General features: G+C 67.9%; 10 protein-coding genes, 1 tRNA gene and 1 pseudogene. 8 read left to right on the forward strand and 4 right to left on the reverse strand.

What is annotated here, in order from left to right; genetic code table 11:
- Window positions 1–803: 803 nt before the first annotated feature.
- The 7 genes from ASF28_RS21690 to ASF28_RS22445 all read left to right on the forward strand — a co-directional run bounded on the left by ASF28_RS21690 (window position 804) and on the right by ASF28_RS22445 (window position 9,924).
- Window positions 804–3,557, forward strand: coding sequence for a hybrid sensor histidine kinase/response regulator (locus ASF28_RS21690; RefSeq protein WP_082476095.1), 2,754 nt, complete (start codon window positions 804–806; stop codon window positions 3,555–3,557).
- A 303-nt stretch (window positions 3,558–3,860) separates the two neighbouring features.
- Entirely contained in the window at window positions 3,861–6,413 is a 2,553-nt protein-coding gene (locus ASF28_RS09970; RefSeq protein ID WP_056090904.1) for an ABC transporter transmembrane domain-containing protein, read from the forward strand.
- A gap of 110 nt (window positions 6,414–6,523) precedes the next feature.
- Window positions 6,524–7,780, forward strand: a complete 1,257-nt coding sequence (locus tag ASF28_RS09975; RefSeq protein WP_082476096.1) for a L,D-transpeptidase family protein — start codon at window positions 6,524–6,526, stop codon at window positions 7,778–7,780.
- 175 nt (window positions 7,781–7,955) lie between these two features.
- Window positions 7,956–8,912 (forward strand): MBL fold metallo-hydrolase, encoded by a 957-nt coding sequence (locus ASF28_RS09980; protein ID WP_082476097.1) that lies wholly within the window; start codon window positions 7,956–7,958, stop codon window positions 8,910–8,912.
- A 163-nt stretch (window positions 8,913–9,075) separates the two neighbouring features.
- Window positions 9,076–9,152 (forward strand) — tRNA-Arg (locus ASF28_RS09985).
- 290 nt (window positions 9,153–9,442) lie between these two features.
- Window positions 9,443–9,658 (forward strand): hypothetical protein, encoded by a 216-nt coding sequence (locus ASF28_RS22440; protein ID WP_157085455.1) that lies wholly within the window; start codon window positions 9,443–9,445, stop codon window positions 9,656–9,658.
- A gap of 59 nt (window positions 9,659–9,717) precedes the next feature.
- Window positions 9,718–9,924 carry a hypothetical protein gene (locus ASF28_RS22445; RefSeq protein ID WP_157085457.1) on the forward strand — a complete coding sequence of 69 codons (207 nt, stop codon included), beginning with the start codon at window positions 9,718–9,720 and terminating at the stop codon, window positions 9,922–9,924.
- A gap of 403 nt (window positions 9,925–10,327) precedes the next feature.
- On the opposite strand, the gene ASF28_RS23285 is transcribed toward ASF28_RS22445, so the two are convergent.
- The 4 genes and pseudogenes from ASF28_RS23285 to ASF28_RS21695 all read right to left on the reverse strand — a co-directional run bounded on the left by ASF28_RS23285 (window position 10,328) and on the right by ASF28_RS21695 (window position 12,332).
- Window positions 10,328–10,843, reverse strand: coding sequence for a hypothetical protein (locus ASF28_RS23285; protein ID WP_244474941.1), 516 nt, complete (start codon window positions 10,841–10,843; stop codon window positions 10,328–10,330).
- Between the two features lie 151 nt (window positions 10,844–10,994).
- Window positions 10,995–11,171, reverse strand: coding sequence for a hypothetical protein (locus tag ASF28_RS23290; RefSeq protein ID WP_244474942.1), 177 nt, complete (start codon window positions 11,169–11,171; stop codon window positions 10,995–10,997).
- 21 nt (window positions 11,172–11,192) lie between these two features.
- Window positions 11,193–11,405, reverse strand: a complete 213-nt coding sequence (locus ASF28_RS23295; protein WP_244474943.1) for a hypothetical protein — start codon at window positions 11,403–11,405, stop codon at window positions 11,193–11,195.
- Between the two features lie 95 nt (window positions 11,406–11,500).
- A pseudogene (locus ASF28_RS21695) lies at window positions 11,501–12,332 on the reverse strand (IS5 family transposase).
- Window positions 12,333–12,565: 233 nt separating this feature from the next.
- Here ASF28_RS21695 and ASF28_RS21700 point away from each other — a divergent pair.
- A complete protein-coding gene (locus ASF28_RS21700; RefSeq protein WP_082476345.1) occupies window positions 12,566–14,383 on the forward strand; it encodes an McrB family protein in 1,818 nt (605 codons plus the stop codon).
- The last annotated feature ends 89 nt before the right edge of the window (window positions 14,384–14,472 follow it).

Consider the following 14,472-nt stretch of genomic DNA (forward strand, 5'->3'; position numbering starts at 1 on the left):
GGTTGCTGGGTCTAGTGCATGATGGGCAAAAGCGGAACCGCGCAGGGGCCGGGCGGCGCGTCCCGGCGGCCGGACGAAGCGCTTCGGATCGCCCTCCCCCTTGCGGCAGGGCGATCGCAGATGAGACGCGACCGGCCCCGTCTCCTGCCGGGCTACCGCATTCACCCATCGGGCCGGCAGCGCGGGTCCCCTCTCCTGGAAGGAGAGGGCGATCGCAGCGGGGTGCATGCGTTTGGGCCGGCCGTTGCCCCTTCGTGCAGAGCGTCTGCGCGCATCCCCCTCTCCCCGCCTGCGGGGAGAGGGCCGTAGGCACCCTGTCGTGCCTGCGGCGAGCGCAGGCGAAGCCGCAGCGACGGTGAGGGGGCGATTCCGGACGTGTCTCACACGGATTCGCCCCCTCACCTTCGGCTGCCGCCTCGACGCGCTCCCCGGCAGGGGGGAGACGCGTCCCTCTCCCCGCAGGCGGGGCGAGGGGATGCGCACGGGGGGCGGCGCTTCGTCGACAGCCCCTTCGGCGGCGGCTTCAGACCGCGACCCTCATCTGCGATCGCCCTGCCCTTGCGGGGAGGGGGCAGGGGCAGGGGTGGCGCCGCTTGCCTCTGCGAATCGCGGGCGCCACACATGGGGGTCCATCGTGGACGGTGCCGGTCGCTCGCCCCCCCTCCGGCTCCTCTCCGCAAGGGGGAGGAGGGGCGCGCCCGGCACCGGAGCAATGAAATCCTTCAAGGCCGATCCTTCGAGACCCCTCTCCCGAAACCCGATTCTCCTCGCCCGTACCACAATCCCGCGCTAGGTCCGCTGCCATGACCGCCGCGCCCCGTCCCGATCCAAAGACCCTGTCGCGCGAAGAGCTCGAAGCGGAGGTCCGCCGCCTGCGCGCCCAGTCGGCCTCCCTCGCCGAGATGTTCGAGCAGGCCCCGAGCTTCATCGCCCTCCTGTCCGGTCCCGAGCATCGCTTCGCCCTGACCAACGCCGCCTATCAGCGGGCCATCGACCACCGCGCCGTCATCGGCCGCACCGTGGCGCAGGCCCTGCCGGATGCCGCCGCCCAGGGCTACGTCGATCTGCTCGACGGGGTGTTTCGCTCCGGCCGGCCGCACTGGGCCACGGCGGCCCGCTACGACGTCCAGGCCGTGCCGGGCGGCCCCGTCAACGCGCGCTACCTCGATTTCGTCTACCAGCCCATCACCGACGCCCACGGGGCGGTCAGCGGCATCTTCGTGGAGGGGCACGACGTCACCGAGCGCACCCTCGCGGAGGCGGCCCTGCGGGAGAACGAGGCGCGCTACCGGACCCTGTTCGAGAGCATCGAGGTCGGGTTCTGCATCGTCGAGATGAAGTTCGAGGGGGACCGCGCCGTCGACTACCGCATCGTCGAGGCCAATCCCGCCTTCGTCCGGCAGACGGGGGCCGACGTCGCCGGCCAGTGGGTCAGCCAGTTCGCGCCCGGCCTGGAGCGGCACTGGTTCGACACCTACGGGCGGGTGGCGCTCACCGGCGAGCCCGCGCATTTCGAGCATTACGCCGACGTGTTCGGGCGCTGGTTCGACGTGCGGGCCCTGCGTAACGGCGACCCCGCGTCCCACCGCGTCGCCATCTTCTTCTCCGACATCACCGACCGGCGGACCATGGAGGCGCGGGCGGAGGCCGGCGAACGCGAGCTGCGCCTCGTCACCGACGCCCTGCCGGTCCTCATCGCCTTCATCGGCGCCGACCACGTCTACCGCTTCGCCAACCGGGCCTACGACGACTGGTTCGCCGTGCCCGCCGACCGGATCGTCGGCCAGGACGTGCGCGACCTCCTCGGGCCGGAGGCCTACGCGGCGCGGCGGCCGTTCATGGAGCGGGCCCTGGCGGGCGAGGCGGTAACCTTCGAGCTGGATTGGCCGCACCGCGACGGACGCCCCCGGGTCGCCGAGATCCGCTACCTGCCCCGCCGGGCCGCCGACGGCCGCGTCGACGGCATCCACGTGTTCGTGCAGGACGTGACCGCGCGCAAGCAGACCGAGGCCGACCTCGAACGCCAGGTCGCCGCCCGCACGGCGGAGCGCGACCAGGTCTGGCAGGCGTCCTCCGACCTGCTCTGCGTCGCCAATTTCGACGGCCACTTCGTCAGCCTCAACCCGGCCTGGCCCCGGACCCTGGGCTGGAGCGACGCCGAGTTGAAGGCGCGGCCGTTCCTCGAGTTCGTGCATCCCGACGACGTCGCCGTCACCCTGGAGGCGGCGCGCGGCCTGGCCCGCGGCGAGGCCCAGCTCACCTTCGAGAACCGCTACCGCCACAGGGACGGCCACGCCGTGTGGCTGTCCTGGAACGCGGTGCCCCGCGACGGCCTGATCTACGCCTCGGTCCGCGACGTCACCGCGGTCAAGCACCAGGCCGAGGCTTTGCGCCTGACCGAGGAAGCCCTGCGCCAATCCCAGAAGATGGAGGCCGTGGGCCAGCTCACCGGCGGCCTCGCCCACGATTTCAACAATCTGCTCGCCGGCATCTCGGGGTCCCTCGAACTGATGCAGACCCGGATGATCCAGGGGCGCCTGGGCGACCTCGACCGCTACATGACCGTGGCGCAGGGCGCCGCCCGCCGCGCCGCCGCCCTGACCCACCGCCTGCTCGCCTTCTCCCGGCGCCAGACCCTCGACCCCAAGCCCACGGACGTGGACCGCCTGATCCGGGGCATGGAGGAGCTGGTCCGGCGCACGGTCGGGCCCGCCGTCCACCTCGAGGTCGTCGGCCTCGCGGGCCTGTGGCCGGCCCTGATCGATTCGGGCCAGCTCGAGAACGCCCTGCTGAACCTGTGCATCAACGCCCGCGACGCCATGCCGGACGGCGGCCGCATCACCATCGAGACCGCCAACACCTGGATCGACGAATCCGGCGCCCGGCGCCACGACATGCCGGCGGGCCAGTATCTCAGCGTCTGCGTCACCGACACCGGCACCGGCATGGCCCCGGACCTCGTGGGCAAGGTGTTCGAGCCGTTCTTCACCACCAAGCCCACGGGGGAGGGCACCGGGCTCGGCCTGTCGATGGTCTACGGCTTCGCGCGCCAGTCCGGCGGGCAGGTCCGGATCTATTCCGAGGTCGGCGCGGGGACGACGGTGTGCCTCTACCTGCCGCGCCACGACGGCGAGGCCGACGCCGACGACGTCACCCGGAAGCTGGCGGAGGTCCGCCGGGCCGGGCAGGGCGAGACCGTGCTCATCGTCGACGACGAGCCCTCCGTGCGGATGCTGGTCACCGAGGTGCTGGAGGATCTCGGCTACACCGCCATCGAGGCCGCCGACAGCCTCGCCGGCCTCAAGGTGCTGCACTCCGACGTCCGCATCGATCTGCTCGTGACCGATGTGGGGCTGCCGGGCGGCATGAACGGGCGCCAGATGGCCGACGCCGCCCGCGAGCGGCGGCCCGACCTCAAGGTGCTGTTCATCACCGGCTACGCCGAGAACGCGGTGCTGGGGAACGGCTACCTCCGCCCCGGCATGCAGGTCCTCACTAAGCCGTTCGTCCTGGAGACCCTGGCCGCGCGCATCAAGGACCTCATCGCGGCCCCCTGAGGCCGCCTTCGCTTGATCACTTCGAATCGAGTGGTCGCACTGGTGCCCCCTCTCCTGGAAGGAGAGGGTTGGGGTGAGGTGTGGGACATCTCCGAAAAGGTCACACACCTCACCCTGTCCCTCTCCTTCCAGGAGAGGGGACCCGCGCTTCACCGCGTCCATCAGCGAGACGCACAAGCAACCGAACCGATCGGGCAGCTCTGGCGCCCGAGGCCGCGTGCGCCGCCGCGCTTTCGCCGTCCGCCGCGATCCTCTAAGCCCGCCCGACGGCCCCGCGGCGCGGGGCGGACGCGAAGGATGCCGATGGACCGCGAGCCGATCGTCTTCACCTGGCGATCCGCGCCGGCCGAGCACGCCCTCGCCATCGCGTTGACCCTCGGGCTCGGCGGCCCCCTCGCCCTCATCGCCCTCCTGTGCCTGCGCGACCTCGTCGGCGTGCTGGTGGCCCCCGATCACGGCGCGGCCGCCTTCCTGCACGTGGCCGCGAGCCTGCCGTGGCGTCCGGCCGGAACCGGCCCGTCCGTGCTGTTCGCGGGCTGGCTCCTCGGGCCGGCCGAGCGGGTGCGCCTCGCCCTCGCGGTGCTCTCGGGCGCGGCCCTGGCCTCGGCGGCCCTCGGCTGGGGCGTCGCCCGCCTGTGCTTCCTCGCCCAGAGCCGCACGGTGGTGCGCCTCAACGCCCGCGTCACCGACGCCATCCTGCGCGCCCCCCCCGCCGCCCGCGACGACGCCCGCGCCCTGGCCCAGGCCCTCGGCGACCTGCTCGCCCGCATCGACACCCTGTTCGGCCTCGGCCTCCTCGTGCCCGCCATGGCCCTCGGCTCCGCCCTCCTGGCCCTCGGCCTCGCCTGGCTGGCGGCGCCGCGCCTCGTGCCCGCCGTGGCCGTGGGGCTCCTGGCCGCCGGCCTCGCCCGCGCCCTGATCCAGCGGCGGATGCGGGCCCGCACGGCCCTGCGCCTGCGCTCGGGCGCCACCTTCGAGCGGGCGCTGGCCGACCTCATCCGCCGGATGCCGGCCGTGCGCGCCCACGGGGCCGGCCCCTTCGAGCGCGCCCGCCTCGCCGCCAAGGGCCAGGCCGCCCGCACGGCCCTGGAGCGCTCGGAATCGGCCCTGGCCTATGCCCGCGCCCCCTCCCTGGCGCTGGGCATCCTCCTGCCCGCCATCGTCGTCGCCGTCGCCCTGTGGCGCGGGGGCGACGGGGCGCCCGTCGCCCCCGGCGCCCTGGTGGCGGCGGGCGGCGGCTTCGCCCTCGCGGTGGTGGCGCTCGCCGTCGCCCTGCACCTGCACACCGTCCACCGCGACCTGCTGGCGACCTTTCACGCCATCGCCCACGCCCTGCCGGCCCTGGAGGCCCGCACCCCGCCCCGCCCGGCGCGGATCGCGGCCTTCCCCGAATCCGGGGCCCTCCACGCCCACGGGGTCGGCGCCTACGACCCGGTCACGGGCGAGCGCCTCGCCCAGGTCGACGTCGCCCTCGCCATGCCGGGCCACGTCGCCATCCTGGGCGAGCGCGGCGGCGGCGGGCGGGCGCTCGCCGCCCTCCTGGCCGGCCAGCTCGAACCCACGGCCGGGTCCGTCACCTACGGCGGAACGGATCTGCGCGCCTTCGCGCCCGAGGAGCGGGCCCGCCGCATCGCGCTGGCCGGCGCCGAGGCCATCCTCGTCGAGGGGTCCCTGCGCCAGAACATCCTGTACGGCGCGGCGCATCTCCACGCGGCCCAGGGCGAGCCCGACGACCTCCGGTCGATCCTCGCCCTCACGGGCCTTGACGCCATCGTGTACGCCCGCGGCCTCGAGGGCACCGTCGATCCGGGCGCCGAACCCGCCGTCGCCCGCGCCGTGGTCGCCGCCCGCGACGCCGTGCGCGCGGCGCTGGCCGCCGACAAGGCCGGCCGCCTCGTCGAGCCGTTCGATCCGGCCCGCTACAACCACCAGGCCACGGTGGGCGAGAACATTCTGTTCGGCGAGGCCGTGGGCCCGGCCTTCGCGCCGGAGCGCATCGCCGCCCATCCGTATCTCCGCGCCGTGCTGGAGGCCGAGGATCTGGCCCGGCCCCTGGCGCAGGTCGGCCTGCAGGTGGCCCGCAGCCTCGTGGAGATCTTCGCCGACCTCCCCGACGACCATTCCCTGTTCGACGCGTTCTCCCTGTTCCCGGCCTCCGAGCGCGGCTTCTTCGAGGACCTCGTCGCCCGCATGCCCGAGGCCAAGGGCTGGCGCCGCGGCCCGGCGGGCCAGCGCGACCGCAAGCGCCTCATCGGCCTGGCCCTGCGCTACAGCGAGACCCGCCACCGCTTCGGCCTCGTCGACGCCGCCTTCGAGGACCGGATCGTCGCCGCCCGCCACTCCTTCGCCCGGCTGATGCCGCCCTCGCTCCGCGACAGCATCGAGTTCTACGATCCCGCCACCCTCACGGCCGCCGCCAGCCTGGAGGAGAACATTTTGTTCGGCCGCATCAACGGCGAGGAGGCCGGGGCCGAGGCGCGGGTGCGCGCCCTGGTGCGCCGGGTGCTGGCCGACGAGGGCCTGGAGCCCACGGTCTACCGCCTCGGCCTCGACAGCCGGGTCGAGCCCGGGATGGGCGGCGGCGGCGCCAGTCTCGGCGAGAACGCCATCGGCCCGCGCGAGCGCATCGCCATCGACCTCGCCCGCTGCCTCGTGCGCCGCCCCGACATCGCCGTGGTCGCCATCGCCCTCGAAGACCGCAAGCCCGAGGAGATCCGCCCCCGCCTCGCGGCCCTCCGCGCCGCCCGCACCGGCCGCGGTCTCATCGTCTGCCTGCCCGACGCCGCGATCCTCGACGGGGCGGCACCGTTCGACGCGGTGCTGCGGGTGGAGCGGAATACCGTGGTGGCGGAGTAGGGGACCCCAAAAAAATCCCCCTATTGCCGCCCCAATGGGATGCGATAAGCCGGACCGATTGCATCGCACGGCGGACGCGCCGGACGGGTCGCTCCATCCTCGGGCCGCGCATGGTCTCACCCCTTCGACCGTTCCTCCTGGCCGCGCTCCTGGCCGCGCTCCTGGCGGGTGGCGCCATCGCGCCCGCCGACGCCGCCACCGGCAAGGCGTTCGCGCCGATACCGGCCGCGACCCTGGGGCTGATGCAGGCCAAGGGCACCACGGCCCAGGCCCCGGTGCTGTTCCGCGCCTATAAGAAGGAGAGCGAGATCGAGGTGTGGAAGCGCGCCGCGGGCGGCCGCTTCGTCCTCGTCAAGACGTTTCCCATCTGCCGCTGGTCGGGGCAGCTCGGCCCCAAGCGCAAGACCGGCGACCGCCAGACCCCGGAGGGGTTCTACACGGTGCCCCAGCGCCAGATGAACCCGAATTCGAGCTACTACCTCTCCTTCGACGTCGGCTATCCCAACGCCTACGACCGCGCCCACGGCTCCACCGGCTCGGCCGTGATGGTCCACGGCGTGTGCTCGTCCATGGGCTGCTTCGCCATGACCGACGCCGTGGTGGGCGAGATCTACGCCATCGCCCGCGAGGCCTTCGCCGGCGGCCAGGCGGCGTTCCAGTTCCAGTCCTACCCGTTCCGGATGACAGCCCAGAACATGGCCCGCCACCGCACCGACCCCAACATCGAGTTCTGGCGCCAGCTCAAAGCCGGGTCCGACCGGTTCGAGGCCCTGGGCGAGGAGCCCGCCGTGAGCGTGGTCGCCGGCCGCTACGCCTTCGCCCCCGACCGGGACCCCGTCCGCGAGGCTCGGGTGGCCGCCCATCGGGCCGACGAGGAGGCCCGCATCGCCCAGGCGGTGGAGGACGGGAGTGCGGCCGTGCGCACCACCTATTCCGATGGCGGCCAGCACGCGTTCTGGGCGGCGCACGCCGCGCGGGGCGGGTCCCTGGGCGAGGTCAGCCGGCCCGAGGCCCTGGCCTATGCCGGCCTGGAGGTGGTGACGATCCCGGCGCGCCCCCGCGTCGTCGTCGCCGAGTCCGTGTGGTCGCGCTGGCTCGGCCCGGCCCTGCGCACCGCCTTCGCCCGCTCGGCCAACCTGTCGCGGCCGGCCGAGGCGGGGCGGTTCGGGCCCCTGCTCACCGCCTACGCCGACACCCTGCCGCGCATGGTGCGGGCCAGCCTCGCCGGCACCCTGCCGGTGCCCGAGGGGCTCGCGCCGCAGGGGGGCGCGGGCAAGGACGTCACGGGCCAGGGTGTCCTGGGCAAGGACGCGGCGGGCAAGGACGCGGCGGGTTTCACCGGTCCCGGGCGCCTCGCCCGGCGCTGACGGCCGTCGTGACCATGTGCGAACCCGCACATCGGTTGTCCGGGGGGCTGCTTACCTCAGACTCGTTCCACTGCAATCCTGGCACACTATCGGCCGCCACCCCGCGCGACGACGCCGTCGTGCGGGCCGGCGAGGGGCCCTGAGGCCCGGGCGGATCAGGGCAATTGGTAAGACGATGTCACTTGCGAACGGGCTTCACGCGAACGGGTTCGATCATGCCGACGACGGCCGGGCCCGGCCGGACGACGGCCTCAGCCTGCGCTTCTGGGGCGTGCGCGGGTCGACCCCCGTCAGCGGGCCGGACTACGTCGAGTTCGGCGGCAGCACGCCGTGCCTGGAGATCCGCTGCGGGACGCGGCTGTTCCTCCTCGATGCGGGCTCGGGCCTCAACGCCTGCGGCCGGCACCACCGGGACGCGCTCCCCCGCGACATCGACCTCCTGTTCAGCCACCTGCACATCGACCACACCGCCGGCCTGCCGTTCTTCAAGCCGGTGGTGCTCGATCCGGAGCGCACCATCAACACCTGGTGCGGCAACCTCGACGGGGAGAGCGCCGGCCCCGCCCTCGACCGGCTGTTCGCGCCGCCCCTGTTCCCCGTCAGCCTCGACATCCTGCCGTGCCGCCTCGCCCATCACGGCTTCCGCGCCGGCGAGACCCTGACCTTCGCCGACGGCGCCCGGGTCGACACCATCCTGCTCAACCATCCGCAAGGGTCCGTGGGCTACCGCTTCGACCATGCCGGCCGGCGCCTGTGCGTGATCAGCGACATCGAGCATTCCGATCCGTGGCCCGACCCGGCCCTGCGGGAGTTCGTGCGCGGCGCCGACCTCATGATCTACGACGGCATGTTCACCGAGGGCGAGTATCCCGTGTGCCGGGGCTGGGGCCACTCGACCTGGCAGAAGGGCATGGAGCTCGCCCGCGCCGCCGGCGTCGAGGCCCTGGGCATCATCCACCTCCATCCCTGCCACACCGACGACACCCTGCGCCGGATGGAGGCCGAGATGCAGGCGGCCATGCCCACGAGCTTCATCGCCCGCGAGCGCCAGGAGATCGTCCTCCCGCCCCGCCCGAACCCGGTGGACACCCGCGCCCGCGCGCAGCCCGCCGCCGCCCTGGCCTTCCCCTGACGCGGCGTCCCGCGGGGGCCCGGCAGCCCCGTTTCGCCCCGTCCGCGCCCGCCGATCCCTTTGCCCGCAAAACTTGTCCGGAGGGGGTTGCCAGCCGGAAACGGAGCTTCTAAACACCGGCTCGCGGCCGGCACGTCTCCTTCGAGACCCACCGGCCCGGCACGCGCCCGTAGCTCAGCTGGATAGAGCACCAGACTACGAATCTGGGGGTCAGAGGTTCGAATCCTTTCGGGCGCGCCATTCCTTTCAATAACTTAGCTGAAAAATCCTGCATCCTTGCTTCCCAAATTGTGCGATTGGGAAGCACATGGGAAGCCGCGGAGAGTCTTGAGTGGGAATTGGCTATCACGTCTGTGTGACCGAAACGCCGTCCCTAGGTAAAATCGCTATGCCATCGTCAATCTTACATTGGTAGGTCTGGTCAGCGTACGGCAGAAATTCCCCAAAAAGGGGGAATAGCCTGACGATGCGCATGGCCTTGGTGGTCATGGTAGAGGGTGGGCTAGCGGCCCGTAATCCGGTCCAAGAAAATGCTCAGCTCATCACCACCGGGTCAGCCGTTGTCGGCGAGGCCGGGCGACACGCTGATGGACTTAGAGGTGGCGAAATCCCTGCCGAACGTGTTCGGGAATGCAGACATTTTCGGGCGCACTACCAACGCCGGCCGCGTCACCGCGCAGTACGCCAGCAGCCAGGCCAAAAAAGCGACCCTGATCCGCAAAAAATTATCCTATCGAGACCAATGAGACGACGATGACGCGCGCCGATCGTCATCCCGAACACGCAGACGACGACGGTGACCGGCATGGTTGGTGCCACCCCCGTTTCCGAGAGCGCCACCACGCAGAGCTATTCGGTTATTGAGCCGCACACTCCGCAAGGCTACTCCCAGGTAACTCCTGCAATTCCGGTCGCCGTGCAGGAGGGTCAGTCTGTAACGCTGGAAGGACGCACGCTCACCATCCTGCGCGTGCAGCCAAAAAAGATTGAGTACACCGTCAACTGGCGCTGACCGCCTGACGTTAGGTTGGCAGCCGATGCCACTTCGCTCGACGTGCTGCACCTCGAGGCGATAAGTATCATCAAGGCGGAAAGCGAATGGCAGTCACGGCATCTGCCGCGTTAGCTCGACTTTGGCCATTCATACTGCGTGGCAGAGGGCATAGGCCCAAGGTGCTGGTAAGCGGAAGCGCGGTTTTGTTTGAGGGTGTCGGCGCGGTGATGTCGCAGAACCTTGCTCGCGCTAGATCGCGTGACGCACGGCAGCCAGGGCATCGGCAAAAGTCGGTCGCGGTTTTGGGTACCACGTGGCGGAGGCAACGCGTCGCCACTGGCGAGCCGAGAGCCGTGTGGCCAGCAGCGTAACAATCGAGAACAGGGCGAGCAGGCAGGGGGTGGTGCGGGCAATCGCTGTGTCAGACCACTGCCGCTCTCGTCTCGACGCCGAGATGAGCGCGGGTTTCCTGGAAAGTGACCTCGACGCTCCAGCGGTGCACGAACCAGGATACGATCTGCGCGGGCACGCGGTCGAGGTCGGTGCAGAGCAGGACCTGAGGTGCGAAGCGCGCCTCGGGATCGCGGACGAGCACCCAGCGGATCGGCACGACGGGCAGGCCGCCGTGCCGCCACACCGCAGTCGCCGAGGCGATCTCGATCACCCGCGTGCCTGATCCGTACCAGCCCGGCACCGTGAGCCGGCGCCAGCGCGTGTCCTTGGCCGTGAGGGCCGCGGCGAGCGTAGGCAGCCGCGCTCCCTTGGTCCGCGGGCGTCCGATCGTGCCGGGCGGCCGCGGCGGGGCGGCCTCGAATAGCGCCGCATCGAGCCGCAGCCGGGTGATTGCCGTAATGCCGCCGCGGCGCATGGCGTCGAGGAACAGCAAGGTCGAGAATCCGCCGTCGCCCACCACCACGTGGTCGCGCTCCAGCAGCAAGCGTCGGGTCTGGAGGACGCGTTGCCGCCCGACATCAAGCAGTGGCTTGTGCCAGCGGCCCCGTTCGCGGCAGCACGTTCGGACGGCACCAGCGTAGTGAGGAATGGCAGCGCCCAGATCCGCTCGGCCCAGGGGACTGGGGTGAGCAACATCAGCTCATCCAGCGCAGCCCGCTCGCCTTGACGAAAGGGCTGTCCGACGAGCTAACCGGATCGCGGTAGATGCCCTTGGCCATGATCCGCTTGCCGCAGCGGAGCTCGATCGTATCGTCGAGCCCGAGCACCACGGGGCCGTGCGGCACGAAGGCATCGATGAGAAGTCCGAGCAAGATGCGGCTGCCAGTGCGCGGTTACCACGCGGCGCGGTTGAGGATGCGGTGGACGTTCACGAACCGTCGCTCCTGCGCGCGGCCCATGATCCGCAGGACGCTGGTCACCGTGCGCCGACCGGGGGTGAGGATCTCGCCGATCAGTAGAACCTGAGCGTATCGCCACGAGCGATGGACGAACAGCGGCGCGAACGCCAGGATGAGGTGGGCGAAGCGAGCGGGCAGATCAGGCATCAGGTGTTTCTTACTCGGGACGACGCGAACCTACCCGTCGTGCCCGCTTCGTCACTCCATCCCTCAACCGTCCATCAAATTGGCCAGAGTCGAGTTTAGACCCTGTTTGATAAGGCTCGGACAATCCGTCTGACGAGGATCATGGCTGCTGCGAGGACGAAGAAGGCGAGCGCAGAGGACGGGGTAGCCTCGTGGTCGCGAGCCAACCTACGGCAGCGGGCGATCCAGCCGAAGCTACGCTCGACAACCCACCGCCTGGGCTGCACTGCAAAGCCTTTCTGGCCCTCCTTGGGTTCGACGATCTCGACCGTGATGGTCGTGGCCACGCCAGCGCCCTCGCCTCGATAGGCACGGTCGGCAAAGCAGTGGGCCAAGAAGGGGAACGGTCCGCGCGAGGCTCAAAGCAGGGCAATCGCGCCGTGGCTGTCGTGCAGGTCAGCGGGTGAGACCCCGGCCACGAGCAGGCGGCCGTCCGTATCCGTCAGCGCGTGGCGTTTGCGCCCGACGACCCGTCGGGCCGGATCGTAACCGCACTTGCCGGCCACCCCCACGCCACCCGAGCGGGCAGCTTGCACATCGACGACGCAGCCGGTCGGGCCAGGCCTCACGTCCGACCCGCTCACGGTCAGCCATCGTGAGGGCACGGGCGAGGTGCTCGAACACGCCTGTCTGCGAGAGGCGCAAGAACCAGCGATGCACCGTGCTCCACGGCGGGAAGTCCAGCGGCAGCTGCCGCCACGCGCATCCTGTCCGCAGCACGAACAGCATGCCGTCAAAGACTGCGCGCAGTGGCCGGCGCCACGGGCGGCCTGTGCTGGACGGCGCAGGCAGAAGCGGCGCAAGCACCGCCCACTCGGCATCGCTGAGATTGGTTGCGTAAGGCAGGCTTTCGCGCGCAAGCTCGGCGCGGGCGGCGGGCGTCCACATCGGGGTTCCTGGGTGAGCGTCAAACACTCTCCCAACGCCCGCGATGCTCGCCGCTTACCCAATAGCTAAGCTGTTCTGCCCATTATAAAACGCGGTTTTACCTCCTTCACCCTAGGTTAGTAGGCAACAGCTTTGCGAGGCGAAAGTCGAAGTTCCGTGCCGACATATCGCTTTTTGTCTAACCGAACGAATAACACACGGATACGCATGTCGGATTTAGGGGAGGGCCACTCATGTCTCGAAACGCGGACCAGAATATCTCCTCAATTTTTGAAATAGCTAAAGAATGGAAATCGGAATGCTTGGCTGGCAATAAATCCCTAATATGGCCAAACGAAAACGTCTGGACAATTGAAACTTTAAACGGCTTCAAAACATTTTTCATAGATCTTCCGGATTATTCATCTGAAAAGAACTTCACTCAAAAATTTAAAGAGCAACTGGCAAAAGCCGGCGAAGACGTAACACGGCTCGCATGCGATCTTCTTCTCGTTTATTTTTTATTCCCAACTAGCGTCTCTCGGGCGCGAAAGCTCGCCGTGATACGCGAGGTGGCTTCCTGGAAAAACATCGCCATAGACGACAGCTCTTCCGCATTCCGCGGGTTTTGGTCGGGCGTCGGTGATCCGGGTCTCGTCTACAATACCGGCCGTCCGAACGAGCTGACATACCTTACCCGTGCTGCGATCGAGATAATTGGCAGAGACCCAGCAGAGCGAGCCGCACTCCTAGAAGACCATGTTGCAGTCCGCGAGATCCTCGAAAAACTTGCGGAACAACACCGCGAGGAATTTGGTCGACCACCACAACTGAAGCACATTATTCTGTACCTGCTTTTCCCAGATCATTACGAGCGCATCGCAAGCGAAGGACACAAAGGGCGCATTGCTGCAGCTTTTGACGGTCTGATCGAAGGCGAAAAGCCCAGCCATGTTGATGATTGTCTTAAGGCCATTCGCGGTCGCCTTGAAAGTTATCTGCCTAAGAGGAAGCTGGATTTCTACTGGCCGCCTCTCAGGGCTTGTTGGTACGCAGACGGAGAAAGCGACAGTATCAGCGAACTCCAGGCGCTGCATATCAAAAAACAAATAGTTCTTTTTGGACCTCCTGGAACCGGGAAGACTTATCAGGCAAGGCAACTTGCCGATGGATTGATCCGCCAAATGCTTCTTAAATTGTGGGGACCAGCAAAGTTTTTCGCAAATGAGGATGAAATAAAAAACCTTATCGACGAACGAACGCATCGAGTTCAGTTTCATCCCGGCTACGGATACGAGGACTTTATCCGTGGACTACAGATTGGCGATGGCGGCCGGACTGAATATCGCGATGGCGTTTTGCTGAGTTTGGTTGAATCAATTTCCGCAGAACACGCTCAATTCAATCATATTCCGTTTGTGCTTATACTAGATGAAATGAACCGGTCCGATCTTAGCAAAGTATTGGGCGAGTGCTTTTCGCTACTCGAGGACCGCGAAAGTTTTGTGACACTGGCCGGCTATGGCAGTGCGATTAAAAAGGTGCGTCTACCCCCCAATCTCTATTTTATCGGCACCATGAATTTGATCGACCAGTCACTCGAAAATGTTGATTTTGCGCTGCGTCGACGCTTCCTATGGTTTTTTAAAGGCTTTTCGCCAGACGATTTCCTAGATGTCTGTCGTTATCGATGGGCAACTTCTATAGCCGCAAGTAAAATAAACAAATCGTGGGATCGAGTAGAGAATGAATTCATATCATTAGGTGAGCGCGCGAGCCTCGTAAACAATCTAATTAACACGAGCGAACATCTCGGCGAAAACTACCAAATCGGTCATACCTATTTCTGTGATACAGTTGCGTTTGCACAGACATATCTTTTGGCGACTGACAAGCGGCGCAATCAAGTGCTTTTCGACGGGCGCGGCAATGCACTCGACCCAGTAAAATCACTTTGGCGTTTCTCTCTACGACCTTTGCTTACACAATATCTAACCGGAATAGATGATGCCGAAAGAAAAAACTTTATCTCGAAGATAGAAAGCACTCTTCTGGCGGGAGTAAAACCTTGAATAAAAGACTAGTCATAGTCAGCGACTGCTCGTTGTTCCCGTCTTTAAGTCGGGACGATGAGGATTGGCTTAAAAGACTTATCCAGGCG

It is taken from the genome of Methylobacterium sp. Leaf99 (assembly GCF_001422375.1).
Taxonomy (GTDB): Bacteria; Pseudomonadota; Alphaproteobacteria; order Rhizobiales; family Beijerinckiaceae; genus Methylobacterium.

Coding starts and splice junctions, on each gene's coding strand:
- ASF28_RS21690 (WP_082476095.1), top strand. CDS start 804: ATGACCGCCGCGCCCCGTCCCGATCCAAAGACCCTGTCGCGCGAAGAG.
- ASF28_RS09970 (WP_056090904.1), top strand. CDS start 3,861: ATGGACCGCGAGCCGATCGTCTTCACCTGGCGATCCGCGCCGGCCGAG.
- ASF28_RS09975 (WP_082476096.1), top strand. CDS start 6,524: ATGGTCTCACCCCTTCGACCGTTCCTCCTGGCCGCGCTCCTGGCCGCG.
- ASF28_RS09980 (WP_082476097.1), top strand. CDS start 7,956: ATGTCACTTGCGAACGGGCTTCACGCGAACGGGTTCGATCATGCCGAC.
- ASF28_RS22440 (WP_157085455.1), top strand. CDS start 9,443: ATGCTCAGCTCATCACCACCGGGTCAGCCGTTGTCGGCGAGGCCGGGC.
- ASF28_RS22445 (WP_157085457.1), top strand. CDS start 9,718: ATGGTTGGTGCCACCCCCGTTTCCGAGAGCGCCACCACGCAGAGCTAT.
- ASF28_RS23295 (WP_244474943.1), bottom strand. CDS start 11,405: ATGCCTGATCTGCCCGCTCGCTTCGCCCACCTCATCCTGGCGTTCGCG.
- ASF28_RS21700 (WP_082476345.1), top strand. CDS start 12,566: ATGTCTCGAAACGCGGACCAGAATATCTCCTCAATTTTTGAAATAGCT.